At 70.1% G+C, this 15,198-nt stretch carries 8 protein-coding genes and 2 pseudogenes; 7 read left to right on the plus strand and 3 right to left on the minus strand.

Annotation, left to right across the window (positions count from 1 at the left end; all coding sequences use genetic code 11):
* The first annotated feature begins 2 nt into the window (after window positions 1-2).
* Both AC6EUH_RS06940 and AC6EUH_RS06945 read left to right on the plus strand, forming a co-directional pair.
* Window positions 3-3,404, plus strand: coding sequence for a glycosyltransferase family 2 protein (locus tag AC6EUH_RS06940; RefSeq protein WP_499738174.1), 3,402 nt, complete (start codon window positions 3-5; stop codon window positions 3,402-3,404).
* Window positions 3,391-5,187 (plus strand): DUF5719 family protein, encoded by a 1,797-nt coding sequence (locus AC6EUH_RS06945; RefSeq protein ID WP_499738175.1) that lies wholly within the window; start codon window positions 3,391-3,393, stop codon window positions 5,185-5,187. The genes AC6EUH_RS06940 and AC6EUH_RS06945 overlap by 14 nt, the downstream gene beginning before the upstream one ends.
* A 28-nt stretch (window positions 5,188-5,215) precedes the next feature.
* Here the strand turns inward: AC6EUH_RS06945 and AC6EUH_RS06950 are convergent, their stop codons facing one another.
* Window positions 5,216-5,752: a metallopeptidase family protein gene (locus AC6EUH_RS06950; RefSeq protein WP_056433136.1), complete on the minus strand. Its 537-nt coding sequence runs from the start codon at window positions 5,750-5,752 to the stop codon at window positions 5,216-5,218.
* A 106-nt stretch (window positions 5,753-5,858) separates the two neighbouring features.
* On the opposite strand from AC6EUH_RS06950, the gene AC6EUH_RS06955 reads away from it, so the two are divergent.
* From AC6EUH_RS06955 to AC6EUH_RS06975, 5 genes and pseudogenes are all read left to right on the plus strand, one after another.
* A complete protein-coding gene (locus AC6EUH_RS06955; protein WP_056433138.1) occupies window positions 5,859-6,248 on the plus strand; it encodes a DUF3499 domain-containing protein in 390 nt (129 codons plus the stop codon).
* Between the two features lie 82 nt (window positions 6,249-6,330).
* Window positions 6,331-6,540, plus strand: a pseudogene (locus AC6EUH_RS06960) (Trm112 family protein); the annotation flags it as partial.
* A gap of 222 nt (window positions 6,541-6,762) precedes the next feature.
* Window positions 6,763-8,250 (plus strand): adenosylhomocysteinase, encoded by a 1,488-nt coding sequence (gene ahcY / locus AC6EUH_RS06965; protein ID WP_499738176.1) that lies wholly within the window; start codon window positions 6,763-6,765, stop codon window positions 8,248-8,250.
* A 227-nt stretch (window positions 8,251-8,477) separates the two neighbouring features.
* Window positions 8,478-9,740, plus strand: coding sequence for a L,D-transpeptidase (locus AC6EUH_RS06970; protein ID WP_499738177.1), 1,263 nt, complete (start codon window positions 8,478-8,480; stop codon window positions 9,738-9,740).
* Window positions 9,741-9,941: 201 nt separating this feature from the next.
* Window positions 9,942-11,003: pseudogene (locus tag AC6EUH_RS06975) on the plus strand (TIGR01906 family membrane protein); the annotation flags it as partial.
* Between the two features lie 378 nt (window positions 11,004-11,381).
* On the opposite strand, the gene AC6EUH_RS06980 reads toward AC6EUH_RS06975, so the two are convergent.
* The gene (locus tag AC6EUH_RS06980) at window positions 11,382-13,211 is read right to left on the minus strand and encodes an AMP-dependent synthetase/ligase (protein ID WP_056433149.1); all 1,830 of its coding nucleotides are present in this window, start codon (window positions 13,209-13,211) and stop codon (window positions 11,382-11,384) included.
* Window positions 13,212-13,269: 58 nt separating this feature from the next.
* Complete coding sequence (locus AC6EUH_RS06985; RefSeq protein ID WP_499738178.1) at window positions 13,270-14,982, minus strand: dolichyl-phosphate-mannose--protein mannosyltransferase; 1,713 nt, start codon at window positions 14,980-14,982, stop codon at window positions 13,270-13,272.
* Window positions 14,983-15,198: the final 216 nt, after the last annotated feature.

A 15,198-nucleotide genomic window follows, 5' to 3' on the forward strand; every position in this document is an offset into this window, starting at 1 on the left:
TCGTGGTTTCCCACGACGGCGGTGACTTTCTCCCCAGGACCCTCGCGGCGCTGGCGGCTCAGACCCGTCCTGCGGACACCTGCATCGGTGTTGATACCGGCTCCCGCGACCATTCCGCAGCCCTCCTTCAACAGGCCTTCGGCAACGCCCGCGTCACCGTCTTCGACCACCCCCGCAGCGGGATGGGCGCCGCGGTGCAGGCAGGGCTCAGCGCCCTGGCCCCGGGAGGGGTCGGCGGCGACGGCGCGGCCGGCACCGGTCCCGCGGCCGAGTGGATCTGGCTGCTGCATGACGACGCGGCCCCTGCCCCCGAAGCCCTCGCCGAGCTGCTCCATGCCGTGGAACGCGCACCGTCCGTCACTGTGGCGGGCTGCAAACAGCTGGACTGGCACTCCGAGCGCCGGCTGGTCGACGTCGGGCTCTCCACCAGCCGCTGGGCGGAGCGGCTGACCCTGATCGACGCCGACGAACTCGACCAGGGACAGTACGACGGCCGCAGTGACACCTTCGCCGTCAACTCCGCCGGCATGCTCATCCGCCGCGACGTCTGGGAGGACCTCCGCGGCTTTGACCCGGCCCTGCCGGGCAGCGGCGACGACGTCGATTTCTGCTGGCGCAACCGGCTGGCCGGGCACCGCGTGGTGGTGGTTCCCGGCGCCCGGATGTTCCACGTCTCGCACCGCCCGCACGCCCTGGGCAACGCGTCGGCGGCCCGCAAGGCCCAGGTGCACCTGCGGCTCAAGCACGCCGCCGCCTGGAAGGTGCCGCTGCACGCCGTCGGCGCTCTGCTCGGCAGCCTCTTCAAACTGGTCCTGAGCATTGCCGTCAAAGATCCGGGGCACGGCTTCTCACAGCTCCTGGCCACGTTCGGCGCCCTCGGCCGTCCCGCGGCCGTGATCCGGGGCCGGCGCAACGCCGCCCGGACCCGCCGTATCCGGCGTTCCGTCATCAAGGGCCTGCAGACTCCGCGGCGTGAGGTGTGGGCCCACCGCCGCTCCCTGATGGAGGCCATCGGCGCGGACGACTCCGGCGAACCCCTCACCGGGAACCACCCGCTGGCCGACCAGCCCACCGGCGACTCGGCCGACGACTTCGCGGCCCTCACCACCTCCGAGCGGGGCTGGGTGGGCAACGGTGCGCTGCTCGCCGTCCTGATCACCACCGCGGCCTCCCTGATCGGCCTGCTCAGCCTGTTCCGGGCCGAGGCAGTTTCCGGCGGCGCCCTGATTCCCGCCTCGCTGAGGCTGGGCGAGATCTGGGACCACGCCTCCGGCTGGTGGATTACCCTCGGCGCGGGACTTCCCGGCCATGGCGACCCGTTCGCCTACGTGCTCTGGATCCTCGGCGTACTCGGCGCCGGCAACGCCAACAGTGCACTTGGCTGGCTGCTGATTCTGGCGATGCCGCTCTCCGCCCTCGGCGCATGGTTTGCCGCCGGTGCCCTGACGCAGCGCCGACGCCTGCGCCTGGCCGCAGCCCTTGTCTGGGCCGGCGCGCCGGCCCTGCAGGTGGCCCTGAACCAGGGCCGCGTCGGAGCCCTCATCACCCATGTCATGATGCCGCTGCTGGTACTCGCCCTGCTGCGGGCCACCGGCACCGCCGCGGGCCGCGGCCGTTACGCGGTTCCTGCGCCCGGGGAACGGCGCTTCACCGACGTGCCGCCGGCCAAGCCCGGAATCAACGGCACACCCTCCTGGACAGCCGCCGCCGCGGCCGGGCTGGCGCTGGCCGTCGTCACCGCGGCAGCCCCCTCGCTGCTGCTGCCCGCCGTCGTCCTCGTGATGCTTTGCGGCACGCTCCTGGGCCGCCGCGGCCGCACCGTGTGGTGGGCGCTGCTGCCCAGCCTTGCCCTGTTCGTGCCGTTCGTTGCCTCGACCCTTGACCGTCCCCGAGCCGTGCTCGCGGACCCCGGCCTTCCGCTGGGCTTTGATGCCGCGCCGCTCTGGCAGCAGGCCCTGGGCCAGCCGCTGCGCTTCACGGCCGGCGGCGGCCTCACCGGCCTCCCGGTCTTCGGAGCCGACTCGGCCGTGCCGTGGGCGCTCCTGCTGGCACTGTTGGTTGGCCTCCCGGCCCTGCTCCTCGCCGTGGCCGCGCTGTTCCTCCCGGGCCGGCCGCCGCGGATTGCCCGCGCCCTCTGGGCCGCCGCCCTCCTGCTGCTGGCCGGAGGGTGGCTCAGCAGCCAGATCGCCACCGGAGTCGGCGCCAGCGCCCTGGCCACGCCCTTCACGGGACCGGCCGTGTCGGCCGCCGCCTTCGCCATTCTGGGAGCGGCGCTGATCGGCGCCGCGGGCCTGCTGGACTCCGCCGACCGGGCCGCCGCCGCAACGGCGGGCCGCAAGGTCCTGGTCCGCGCCACCGCGGTCGCGGCCACGGTCCTCCTGCTGGCCGGACCGCTCGCCGGCCTTACCGTGTGGGCCGCGCAGAACATGCTGCCGCCGTCCGCCGCCGCGCCCGTCACGGAACCGGCCGGTGCCGGGCTGCCCGCAGCTGACTCACGGGACAGTGAGCCGCCCGCCACCGACTCACTGGGCGCGGCGAGGCTCGTGCAGCCGGTGGAGCCGCGGACCCTTCCCGCCACGGCCATCGACCGCGGCGAAGGACCGGAACAGTCCCGCACGCTCCTCATCTCCACCCGCGAGGACGGAACCTTTGACGCAACGCTGATGCGCGGTGCCGGAACCACCCTGGACGCACTGTCCACCATCGCCGCGGCCCGCCCGATCATGGGGGAGCCTGGCCAGGAGACGGTCCGTGACGACGACGCCGCCGTGGCGTCGCTGCGTAACATCGTGGCCACCATCGTCGCCGGTCAGGGCGTCGACCCCCGCGCAGAGCTCGAACAGCTCGGTGTCGGCTTTGTGGTCCTGCGGGCCGCCGATACTGCGGCCCAGCTGACGGCGAGCCGCATGGACGCCGTGCCCGGGCTGGTGGCCGTCGGCAAGACCGACGTCGGCTGGCTCTGGAGGATCAGCCCGGTGAAGGAGGCGGCAGTCCAGGCCGCCGACGTCGCGCACCGCGTGCGGATCGTCGACGGCGGGGGCTCCACCATCGGGCGGGTCCACTCCCAGCCCGTGTCCGCCGACGCCGCGATACCCGACGGGCCGGAGGGCCGGCTCGTGGTGCTGGCCGAACGCGCAGATCCGGGCTGGAGCGCCTGGCTCGACGGCCGCCGCCTGACGGCCACCACGTCCGGCTGGGCGCAGGCCTTCACCCTGCCCGAGCAGGGCGGCCAGTTCCGCCTCCGCTACGAGGCGCCCTGGGCCGTCTGGGCGGGTGTCGCGCAGGCCGTCATCATCGGCCTGACGGCCCTGCTTGCTGTCCCCATGCCTGCCCGCCGGCCGAACACCGGCCTCTCCCGGGACGAAGGCTCCCTCCGTAAGGAATATCAACATGCCCAGGGATGACACCCCCGAATCCGACACCCCGGAAACCCCCGACGCCGCCGGGTCGCCGGACAGTGCCGGGACGCCCGCCGCCGCAGCCAGGCCCGAGGCCGCCGGGTCGCCGGACAGCGCCGGCAACTCCTCCGGCCGGCGGCCGCAAAGCTCCGGCCGGTCCGGGCGCCCGCCGGCCGCACGGGTGCCGTCGCGCTGGAAGGCGTTGCCGCACGCCGGGCGGCTGGGTGGAGTCGTCTCGGCGATCGTGCTCGTAGCCGCCGGCGGCGGGCTGGTGTCCGCCACGGCGCTCTCTCCCCAGGGCCCCGGCAGCAGCCGGCCGGTCGCTGCGCCGCTGGCGGCGGTCCCCGCCGGCAGCAGCATCGGCGTCTGCCCGGGGCCGGCGCGGCTGCTCGAAGGTGCCCCCGTGGGCACCGATCCGCAGTTCAGCCCGGAGTCCGCCACCGCCAAGACCGACGTCAATGCCATAGTGCTGGGATCCAGTGCCAACGGGCTGCCCGGCAGCCGCCTCGCCTCCCTCAAGGGCGGCACCCTGCTGGAGCTCGCCAAAACCACCCCGGCGTCCGGCAGTCCTTCGGCCGCGGCCAAGCCCGCGAACGCCGTACCGCGGGCCGGCGTGGTGTCCCAGCGGGGCGTCGACGCCGTCACTGTCCTCAGCGCCGATGCACAGGCCGATCGCCAGGCTTCCGCCGGGGCGGTCATGCGCTACACGGCCGAAGACGGGGACCTCCGCGGTTCGGCCGCCGTAGCATGCCAGCAACCCGCCAACGATCTCTGGCTTGTCGGCGCCAACACCGCGCTCGGCCGGACGGCCGTGCTGAACCTCAGCAACGCGTCCGGCAGCGCGGCCACCGTCAGCCTCGAACTCTTCGGCGCCAAAGGCCAGATCCAGGCGCCGGGCAGCCGCGGGCTCCTGGTGGCGCCGGGCACTACGCGCTCGATCATCCTGGCCGGGCTCGCCCCGGGACAGGAGCGGCTCAGCGTCCGGGTGCGGAGCGCCGGCGGGCCCGTCGCCGCGGTCATTCAGCAAAGCGTGTTGCGGGGGCTGACTCCCGGCGGCGTCGAGTTCATCGCCCCGGCCACCGCTCCTGCCCTCCACCAGGTGATCTCAGGTGTCGATATCCAGGACCCGGCCGGGCTGGCGGGCCTCACGGGGAAATCCGGTTTCGGGGATGCCGGGCCGGCGCTGCAGATCACGGTGCCCGGGTCGGCCGACGCGGTCATCGCGGTCAAGCTGTACGGGCGGGACGGCCAAAAAGCCCTGCCCGGGGGCGGGGTTGTCACGGCCAAAGCCGGAACCGTCACCGAGGTCCCGCTGTTCGGAGTGCCGGCCGGGCCCTACACCGTGGCCGTCAGCTCGGACGTGTCCTTCACCGCCGCGGCCCGCGTCACGAGGGGACTCAAAACTGAGGATGCCTCCGACTTCGCCTGGTCCGCAGCCTCGGTGCGGCTCGGAAGCCAGCACGTTGTTCCCGTCCCTGCATCGGGGGACCGTTACCTGATCTTCGGCGCACCGGAGGGCCGGGCGACCATTTCCTACACCCCGATCACGGCGGACGGCAAGGTCCGGCCGGCCGCTGCCGCCGACATCGCCGGCGGCACCACGGCGTCCATCAAGGTCCCTGCCGACGTCGGCGGCTCACGGCTCGTCGGCTACCTCGTGTCCGCCGCGGGGGACCCCGCCTACGGTGCCGTGCTCCTGCAGCAGGACGGCCGGCAGGACATCTCAACGGTCGCGATTGCCCCCGCGGCGGCGGGCCAGGAGCAGGTCCCGGTCACGCTCGGCTACTGACCCGGCGGCGGGATTCCCGGGAGCGGGCCTAGTACCGGCGGCGGTACACGGGGTCCAGCGACTCGGGCGGCACACCGAGCATCTCGGCCGTGTACTCCACCACCACGTCGTGGACCAGGTCCTGGAGTTCCTCGCGGCTGCCGCAGGCCTGCTCGACGACCCGGCGGTACAGCGTGATCACCGGGCCCTCGTCCGGTGTGGCGGGGGAGTAGGCGCCCAGCGGGGCGGGGGCGCGGTCCGCCACGAGCTGTTCAAGCCCCGGCGGAATCTCGTCGACGGCGAAGCGGACGCCGTCCAGCGGCTTGCCCCAGATGTCGTGCAGCCGCTCGGCCGAGTCCAGGACAAAGTCGTCGAAGCGGTCCGAACGTGTGCGGTAGCCGGGCAGCGTGGGCAGCATCAGTTCGCCGCGGAGCCCGCGGCCGTGCCGGTTCCTCCGCCGCTGCCGGAAGCCCCTCGGCGCCATGGCGCGCCCGGTACCGGCTGGTGCGGAACCGGCGTCGAGGCTTCCGGTGCCGGTTTCAGCCAAGCGGACCGTAAAGCCCGGATCTTGGTGCGATGACTGCATATCTCGACTCTAAACCCGGCGAATGGTTTACGCGATACGGGCCGGCCGACCCGCCGTCAGCGCGTCGGACGGCGGCAGGCGGCCCGGGGGAGTAGTCTGTGATGTCGTGGGTGCAATTCGTCTTTGTTCAAGGTCAGCCTGCCGCAATTCGGCGGTGGCCACTTTGACGTACGTCTACGCCGATTCCACCGCCGTCCTGGGGCCCCTGGCCACCTACGCCGAACCGCACTGCTACGACCTGTGCGAGCAGCATGCCGGATCGCTGACCGTCCCGCGGGGCTGGGAAGTGCTGAGGCTCGCCATGCCGGCCACCCCCGCAGGCCCCGGTCCCGATGATCTCCTCGCGCTTGCCACCGCCGTCCGGGAAGCAGCTTCACGGCCCGCCGCCACGGACGCCAGCCAAGGCCAGCGCGGTGTCCACGCGGCCCTTGAAGCCCCGGCCCCGGCCGAGGGCACCCGCCGGGGGCATCTGCGCGTCCTGCGCGAACCTTCCTGACGTGCAACTGGCGGTAGGCTGGAAACTGCAAAATCCGTAAGCCACCGGCGCCTGCTGCGGCGTCCACCTGGGAGCGTTCACCATGCCGAAGATCAGTCCCGAACTGTTGTCTGTCCTGCGATGCCCCGTGACCGGCTCGCCGCTGGCGCAGGACGGCGAGGAACTCGTCACCACTGCGGCCGGCCCCTCCGGAGAGAAGCTGCGCTACGCGATCGAGGACGGCATCCCGCTGCTGCTCCCGCCGGAACTGCTCCCGGCCGCCGCCGCGGCACCCGGTTTCCAGCACGACGCCGGCCAGCCCCATGCCGGCCCGTCTGACGCTTTCGCGGCTGAAACAGCCGCGGCTGATGCTGCCCAATCACCGGCAGCGTCCCGGCCCGCCGACCGATAGGCCGCCGGCCCATCGCTGCGCCTTTCGGCGCCGAAGTACTTTCCAGTCACCGATAAGCACGTTCACCGCCTTCGCAGGCAGCCACGTTCCGGACCGGCCCTCCGGCCACAACAAAGGACTCACATGACTCTCGATTACAAGATTGCGGACATCTCCCTGGCCGAGGCAGGCCGTCACCAGATCCGCCTCGCCGAACACGAAATGCCCGGTCTGATGTCCCTCCGCGAGGAATTCGGCGCCAGCCAGCCGCTTAAGGGCGCCCGGATCGCCGGCTCGCTGCACATGACCGTGCAGACCGCCGTGCTGATTGAGACCCTCACGGCGCTGGGCGCCGAGGTGCGCTGGGCCTCCTGCAACATCTTCTCCACCCAGGACGAGGCCGCCGCCGCCGTTGTGGTCGGCAACGGAACCGTCGAGGACCCCCAGGGTGTCCCCGTGTTCGCCTGGAAGGGCGAGACGCTGGAGGAATACTGGTGGACGGCGGAACAGATCCTGACCTGGCCCGGCGCCGACAGCAACCCGGACCTCGGCCCGAACATGATCCTCGACGACGGCGGGGACGCCACCATGCTCGTCCACAAGGGCGCCGACTTCGAGGCGCTTGGCGCTGTTCCGGAGGCCGCCGACGACGAGTCCGAGGAAGGCAGGGTCTTCCTCGAGGTACTACGGGCGTCGCTGCAGGCGGATCCGCAGAAGTGGACACGGATCGGCTCCCGCCTGCTGGGCGTCACGGAGGAGACCACCACCGGCGTGCACCGCCTGTACCAGCTCGCGGAGCAGGGCAAGCTGCTGTTCCCGGCGATCAATGTGAACGATTCGGTCACCAAGAGCAAATTCGACAACAAGTACGGCATCCGCCACTCCCTGCCCGACGGCATCAACCGCGCCACCGACGTCCTCATGGGCGGCAAAGTCGCCGTCGTGTGCGGGTACGGCGATGTGGGCAAGGGGGCCGCGGAGGCCTTCCGCGGCCAGGGGTCCCGCGTAATCGTCACCGAGATCGATCCCATCTGCGCGCTGCAGGCAGCCATGGACGGATACCAGGTCGCGAAGCTGGAATCCGTCCTCGCCGAGGGCCACATCTTCATCACCACCACGGGCAACAAAGACGTCATCATGGCCGAGCACATGGCCGGGATGCGTGACAAGGCGATCGTGGGCAACATCGGCCACTTCGACAACGAGATCGACATGGCCGGCCTGGCCAGGATCCCCGGCATCAAGAAGGTCGAGATCAAGCCCCAGGTGCACGAGTGGGTCTTCGCGGCTGACCTGGCCACGGGAGAGGGCAGCCGCTCCATCATCGTGCTGTCCGAGGGACGCCTCCTGAACCTCGGCAATGCCACCGGACACCCGTCCTTCGTGATGAGCAATTCGTTCGCCAACCAGACGATCGCGCAAATCGAACTCTTCACCAAGCGCGACCAGCCCGAGGGCGAACGGGAGTATGAGAAGCAGGTTTACGTGCTGCCGAAGATCCTTGACGAGAAGGTCGCCCGGCTGCATCTGGACGCCCTCGGCGTCGAGCTGACCGAGTTGTCGAAGGAGCAGGCCGATTACCTGGACCTCGAGGTGTCCGGACCGTACAAGCCGGACCACTACCGCTACTAGGGAGCCCAGCGGCGCAGCGGCCGGCGCCGCCGCAGAACCCGCCGTTCCCGTGCACTGCTGCCGTCACAAAGGAGCCCCGGACCGCCGTCCGGGGCTCCTTTTGTGACCTGATCGTGCCGCAACCGTGGCCGGCCCGCCGCGCCGCTTCGCTTATGCTGGCATAAGGAGATCGCGAGCTCTGATGCGGGTTCACAGGCACGAGCAGCGGGGGAACACAGGAAGTGGCCATGACTGAAGACAGCGGGCGTCGACGCCGGCAGCCGGGGCGCCGTCCCCGCAATACGGGAAAAATGCTGGCCGTCCTTGCCATCTGCGCAGCTGTCGGAGCGGGAGGCATCGGCGTCGCCACGGCACCGGGCTGGGCTCATGCGGACATGCCCTCGGAAGCCTCGACGCCGATGCGGAACGTGTCCGGCCTCGCCGCACCCGTCGTGAAACTCGTTGAGCTCGGTGTCACCCCCACCGACGGCGCTACCAGCGTCAACCCCGCCGCCGCGCCCTCGGTCAAGGCAGTCAACGGTGTGGTGAAGGACGTCGAGCTGGTCCCGGCCGCCGGAGGCGACAGCGTCCCGGGGACCACCAGCGCTGACGGCTCGACCTGGACCGCCGAGGATCCCCTGGAATTCGACACGGAGTACCAGTACAGCTTCACCATCGTGGACCAGGCCGGCCGCGAGACGAAGAAGGCCCAGACGTTCACCACCGTGGCCCCGGCCAATGAAGCGGACGCCGCCGTCTATCCGCTCAACGGCACCACTGTGGGCGCCGGACAGCCCATCGAGATCGTCTTCAGCGAGCCGGTACTGAACAAGGCCGCCATGGAGAAGGCCGTCGCCGTCAAGGCCTCCTCCGGCCAGGCTGTGGCGTGGCGCTGGTATTCCGACCGTCGTGTGCGGATCCGCCCCCAGGCATTCTGGGCCTCGAACACCGCAGTCACCGTGGACCTGAAACTCTTTGGCGTGGACTTCGGCAACGGCATGATCGGGAACTCCGATACCAAGGTCTCCTTCAAGGTGGGGCCGCAGCGCCTCGCCGTCGTCGATGACAACACCAAGACTATGAAGGTCTATTTCGACGGCAAGCTCGTCAAGACCGCTCCGGTCACGCTGGGAGACGATGAATGGCTCTCACCAACCGGCTACGCGGTCATCATGGAGCAGCAGCGAAAGTCCAAGTTCAACGCCGGCAGCATCGGGCTGAAACCCGGGGATAAGGGCTACTACCCGCCCCTGACGGTGGAGTACGCCAACCGCCTGACAAGCTCCGGCGTGTACGTCCACCAGGCCCTGGAATCGGCGTGGGGCGCTGTGGGCAAGTTCAACGTCTCGCACGGCTGCGTCGGGCTGCTCCCGGCGGACGCCGCCTGGTTCTTCAACAACATGAAGACCGGTGACGTCGTCCGGACCCTCAACACCGGGGCCCCGGCCGTGGAACCACTCGAAGGCTTCGGCGACTGGAACATTCCCTGGACGCAGTACGCCAAGCGCTGACCGTTCGGGAATCCGCCGGCCCCTGTGGCACGGGTGCCCGGGCCCGCACGACAGCGGCCACACAAACCGCCTGCCGAATCCCCGACGCCCACGGGGTGGCACCTCGCCCGCGGCGAGGCGCTGGCGGTAGGCTCGGATACAGATACGTAGCGTTGCCGGGCCCCGGCCGGCGGCGCGAAAGCCTACGGAAGCGAAGCTCCAGTGACTGACTCAAGTCCCACCCCTCCGAAACGACAGGATCCGCAGCTGGATCCGGCCGATGACGCTGACGAACCAGCGTTCGACTGGATGAAGCCGGCTTCGGACAAGCGCCCCGCTGCGGCTTCCGACCGCGCCCCCGGAACCGGGGCCGTCAACGCCCCGGAACCGCTGTCGCGCGCCGACCGCAAGGCGGCTGAAGCCGCCGTCGAACCGGCGCCCAAGGGCAATGGCGCGCACTTCAGCGAGCCGTTGCCCACCTCCGCGCTGCAGATCCGCCCGCCGGAAGAGGAGGTCCAGCGGCGGAACGCCGAACGGGAACACGCCGCGAACGCCAAACCGGTGGCCCCCCGCGTGATGCAGGTCCTTCTTGCTGTGTGCTTCCCCGTCATCCTGCTGGTGCTGGCCGTCCGGGCCGTCGCCAGCCCCCTGTTCCTGTGGGTGGAGTACAACCGTCCCGGTTTTCCAGGCGACGGCTACGGCTTCAGCACCGACGACCGCATGACCTATGGCTCCTATGCCGTGGACTACCTCAGCAACTGGTCAGGCCCGCGGTACCTAGGTGAACTCGTCAACCGCAGCGGAGACAAGCTCTTCGGCGACGGCGAAGTCAGCCACATGGCGGACGTCAAACTCGTCATCATGTCCGCCTTCGGCGCCGGCGTCCTGCTGATCCTGCTGAGCCTCATCGCCGTGGTTTACCTGCGGCGCCGCAGCCCCGGGGGAGTGCGGCGCGGCCTGTTTGCCGGTTCGATTGTCACCCTCGTCATCATCATCAGCCTCGGCGTACTGGCGGTGCTTGGCTGGGAGCAGTTCTTCGCCCAGTTCCACAGTGTCTTCTTCGCGAGTGGCACCTGGACGTTCTCGCTGCAGGACACCCTGATCAGGCTCTTCCCGGGCCAGTTCTGGGTTGACGGCGGGATTGTTGTCGCCGGCCTGGTGCTATTCGCCTCGCTCGTCACTCTTATCCTCACCTGGCCGACGCGCAAGCGCCGCGGGCTGCCGAAAAAACGCAAGTCCGCGGCAGCTGATTCTGCCGAGGAGGCAGCAGGGGATCCGTCAGGAACGGATCCCGCGGACCCGGATTCGAAGGAAGCCGACCCCCAGGAAGCCGCCCCCGCGGAGGCAGTCCCGGCCAAGCGGTTCCGTTTCCGGCGGGACAAGTCCGGCAAGTCCGGCGACACCGCCGCGGGTCCTGCCGCGGGCCTGACGTCCACGGATGAACCTGCCGCCACGGACGCGGCTGCCGGGAACACCCCCGCCACTGCTCCGGGAACGGACCGTCCCGGCACGGCTGCCGCCGGCCCCGCAGGCACCGGGACGCATGAAACCCCCTCGAGGGGACACTCCAGCACCGTCTAGGGCGTCTGGAACCCGTACCGCGTGAAAAGCGGCCGGCACCGCGGTGCCGGCCGCTTTTTCATGCCTTCATGAACCGGGGCGTCAGCCGTAGATCCGGTTGATCTGGGCCTCGAAGTCACGCACGACGGCACCGCGCTTGAGTTTCAGCGACGGCGTCAGATGCCCGGATTCCACCGTGAAGTCAGCGTCCAGCACAACGAAGCTGCGGATGGACTCGGCCTGGGAAACGAGGGCGTTTGCCTGGTCCACGGCGTGCTGCAATGCTGCGCGGACCAGATCGTTTCCGCTGGCTTCCGCAGGCGTCATCGCGGGAACCTTGTGTACAGCGCACCAGTTTTCCAGTCCTTCGGGATCCAGGTTGATGAGGGCCGACACAAAGGGCCGGCCGTCCCCGATCACCACCGCCTGCAGGACCAGCTCGTGCTCGCGGATCTTTTCCTCCAGCGGCCCGGGGGCGACGTTCTTGCCGCCGGCGGTGACCAGCAGGTCCTTCTTGCGGCCGGTAATCGTCAGGAAACCGTCTTCGTCAAGGGACCCGAGGTCACCGGTGCGGAAGAAACCATCCACGAACGCCTCCGCATTGGCTGCGGCATTGTTGTGGTACCCCTTGAAAACGCCAATGCCCTTCACCAGGATCTCGCCGTCCTCGGCCACGCGGATGGTGGTTCCGGGCACCGGGATGCCCACCGTCCCCACCTTGGAACGGGCCGGTGTGTTGGCCGTGCACGGTGCCGTGGTTTCCGTGAGGCCGTAGCCTTCGAGGACGGGGACGCCCGCGCCCCGGAAGAAGTGGGCGTCGTGGGGGCTCAGCGGACTGGCCCCGGAGACCGTGTAGCCCAGGTGGCCTCCAAAGGCCTGGCGCAGCTTGGGGTACAGCAACCGGTCGAACAGGGCGTGCCGGGCGCGGGCCGCCAGCCCGGGACCGGGCCCGATGCCCCGGGTGGCGGCGTCGAGCGCCTTGGAGTAGTTGATGGCGGCTGCGGCGGCCGACTCGAAGAGGCGCTCCTTCCCGGCGAGGGCGGCCTTGTGGGCGGCGCCGGCGTAGACCTTCTCAAAGATCCGGGGGACCACCAGCAGGAAGGTGGGCTTGAAACTGGCCAGGTCCTCGAGCAGTTCCTTGGCGCTGGCGGTGTGTCCCACGGTGGTCCCGGCGCTGAGGCAGATCACCTGGACGGCGCGGGCGAGTACGTGCGCCAGCGGAAGGAACATCAGGGTCCGGGTGCGGGGCTGCATCAGGATCTCCGGCAGGAACGGCACGATGTTTTTGGCGACCAGGGCGAAATTCCCGTGCGTGATTTCGCAGCCCTTGGGCCGGCCGGTGGTGCCGGAGGTGTAGACGAGGGACGCAACGTCCGCGAGGCCGGCCGCGGACCGGTGCCGTTCCAGCTCGGCGTCGCCGACGCCGGTGCCCGCGGCCGCCAGGCTGGCGAGGTTGGGGGCTGCGCCGTCGGAATCCATCCGCACCACAGGCAGCACAGAGTCAGCGAGCAGGCCGGAGCTGTCCAGCACCTCGCGGACCAGGGCCGCCTTGGCCTCGTTTTCAGCGAAGATGCGCCGGGCTCCGGAGTCGTGCAGGATCCACTCGATCTGGCTGGCGGAGGACGTCTCATAGATGGGAACGGGGACGCCGCCGGCGAACCAGATGGCAAAGTCCACCACGGTCCACTCGTAGCGGGTGCCGGACATGACCGCCACGGTTTCCCCCGGTGTGAGGCCGCCGGCGATCAGCCCTTTGGCCAGCGACCGGACCTGGTCCAGGAACTGCTGCGCGGAAACATCGGCCCAGCCGGCCTGCCCTTTGCGGGCGTAGAGGGCGTGCACGGGATCCTTGGCGTGCTGCTCCAGGAGCAGGTCCGTTACGTTGCTGCCCGGGTCGAGCTCGACGAGCAGTCCGGTGCTTGCTTCTCTCACAGCCGTTTCTCCATTCCGGGTCCGCCTCGTGCCGGCGGACGTCCCCTGCAATCCTCCCCTAGATCCAGGACGGCATCCACATCCGGAACCGCCAATCCTGGTAGGAAATGGTCTCGGCGGTCCAGACCGGATAGAAGAACGCCGAGACGAGCACGGCCGTGGCCACGAAGAGGGTCACGAGGAACAGGCCGGAACGCCGCCGCCACAGGGGATCCGTGCGCTGGCCCAGGACGAGCCCCATGCAGTAGACGAGGGCCAGGACCAGGAAGGGCTCGAAGGACACGGCGTAGAAGAAGAACATGGTGCGTTCCGGGTACAGGAACCAGGGGAGGTATCCGGCTGCCACGCCCGCGAGGACTGCCCCCGCGCGCCAGTCGCGCCGCCCGGCCCACCAGAAGAGCAAGACGCCGAGGCAGACGGCGGCGCCCCACCAGATCACAGGGTTGCCGACGGAGAGGATCGCCGTTGTGCAGCTGGCCGTGTCGCACCCCGGGCTGCCCTGCTCGGGGGATTCGTAGAAGAAGGACGTCGGCCGGCCCAGCACCAGCCAGCTCCAGGCGCTGGCCTCGTACGGATGGTCCGAGCTGAGCCCCTGGTGGAACTTGTAGGCTTCCAGGTGGTAGTGCGCCAGGGACCGGACGGCATCCGGTAGCCAGCCCCACTCCGCCGAGGGGACTGTTGCGGCCCAGTTCCGGAAGTACGCGTCCCGGGACCGGAACCAGCCGGTCCAGCTGGCGGCGTACACGAGGGCGGCCACCGGGACGATGCTGAGGAACGCCGGAATCCCGTCCTTGAGGATTCCGCCGCTGATCCAGCCGTGAATGCCGGCGATCCGGCGTGCGCTGAGGTCCCAGAAGACCGTGAGCAGCCCGAAGCCGGCCAGGAAGAACAGCGCTGACCACTTTGTGCCCACGGCCAGGCCCAGGCATACTCCGGCGGCGAGCCGCCACCAGCGGATCCCCAGCCAGGGGCCGGAGGCCAGCTGGAGCAGGCCGGGGCGTCCGTCCGGGGAGGCCGCGGCCTGCCGCCCGAGCCGAACGGCGAGCCGGCGCCGGCCGTCGTCGCGGTCCATCAGCAGGGCGCCGAACGCGGCAAGGACCCAGAACATCAGGAAGATATCCAGCAGGGACGTCCGGGACATCACCAGGTGATGGCCGTCCACCGCCAGCAGCACGCCCGCCACAGCCCCGAGGGTCAGTGAGCGGAAGAGCTTCTGGGCAATGAGGACCAGCAGGAAAATGGACAGCGTGCCTGTCAAGGCAGCCCCGAACCTCCAGCCGAAGGGATTGTCCGGGCCGAAGAGCCACATGCCGGCGGCGATCATCCACTTCCCGACCGGCGGGTGGACGACATACTCGGGGCTGTCCAGGAGCACCCCGGGATTCCCGGCGACAAAGGCTTCGTTGGCTTTGTCCGGCCACGCCCGTTCATAGCCGCTGACCAGGAACGAGTAGCCGTCCTTGACGTAGTAGGTCTCATCGAAGACCAGGGTGCGGGGAGAATCCAGCCGGACGAAGCGCAGGACTCCGCCGAGGCCCGCAGTGATGGCCGGAATGAGCCAGAACCACAGCCGGAGCGAGGGCGGGTAGTCCCGCCAGCTCCGGATGTTTCCGATCAGCCGGTCCGTGAGGGCCTCGGGGGTGAACGCCTCCTCCGGGCGGCTGACCCAGCGGTGCCCCTCCAGGTTGCGTCCGGTGCGGGTGGCTGGGGGCGCCGATCCGGTGGAACCGGCCTCGACGTCCCGGGTGGGGGTCTGCGTCACGTTGCCCATGCTACCTTTTGCGGCTGTGGTCCTCCGTCCGGTTCGTCGCCGGGTCCTCTGTCGCCCGTCGCCGGGTTCGTCGGCCCGCGGCCCGTGCCAGCAGTAGGCTGGTCGTGTGGACCCTAAACTCAGCACTTCCCCGAACCTGTCCGGCGACAACCTGGGCGCAGCGGACGACGTCGAGGACGGCGCCGGTCCGGGGCCCGGCGAAGGCCCCGGGGCGGG

Source organism: Arthrobacter sp. 001422645 (assembly GCF_059816125.1).

Bases quoted from the DNA above. Each gene is read 5' to 3' on its own strand.
- ahcY (WP_499738176.1), top strand. From the start codon at position 6,763: ATGACTCTCGATTACAAGATTGCGGACATCTCCCTGGCCGAGGCAGGC.
- AC6EUH_RS06945 (WP_499738175.1), top strand. From the start codon at position 3,391: ATGCCCAGGGATGACACCCCCGAATCCGACACCCCGGAAACCCCCGAC.
- AC6EUH_RS06970 (WP_499738177.1), top strand. From the start codon at position 8,478: ATGACTGAAGACAGCGGGCGTCGACGCCGGCAGCCGGGGCGCCGTCCC.
- AC6EUH_RS06950 (WP_056433136.1), bottom strand. From the start codon at position 5,752: ATGCAGTCATCGCACCAAGATCCGGGCTTTACGGTCCGCTTGGCTGAA.
- AC6EUH_RS06985 (WP_499738178.1), bottom strand. From the start codon at position 14,982: ATGGGCAACGTGACGCAGACCCCCACCCGGGACGTCGAGGCCGGTTCC.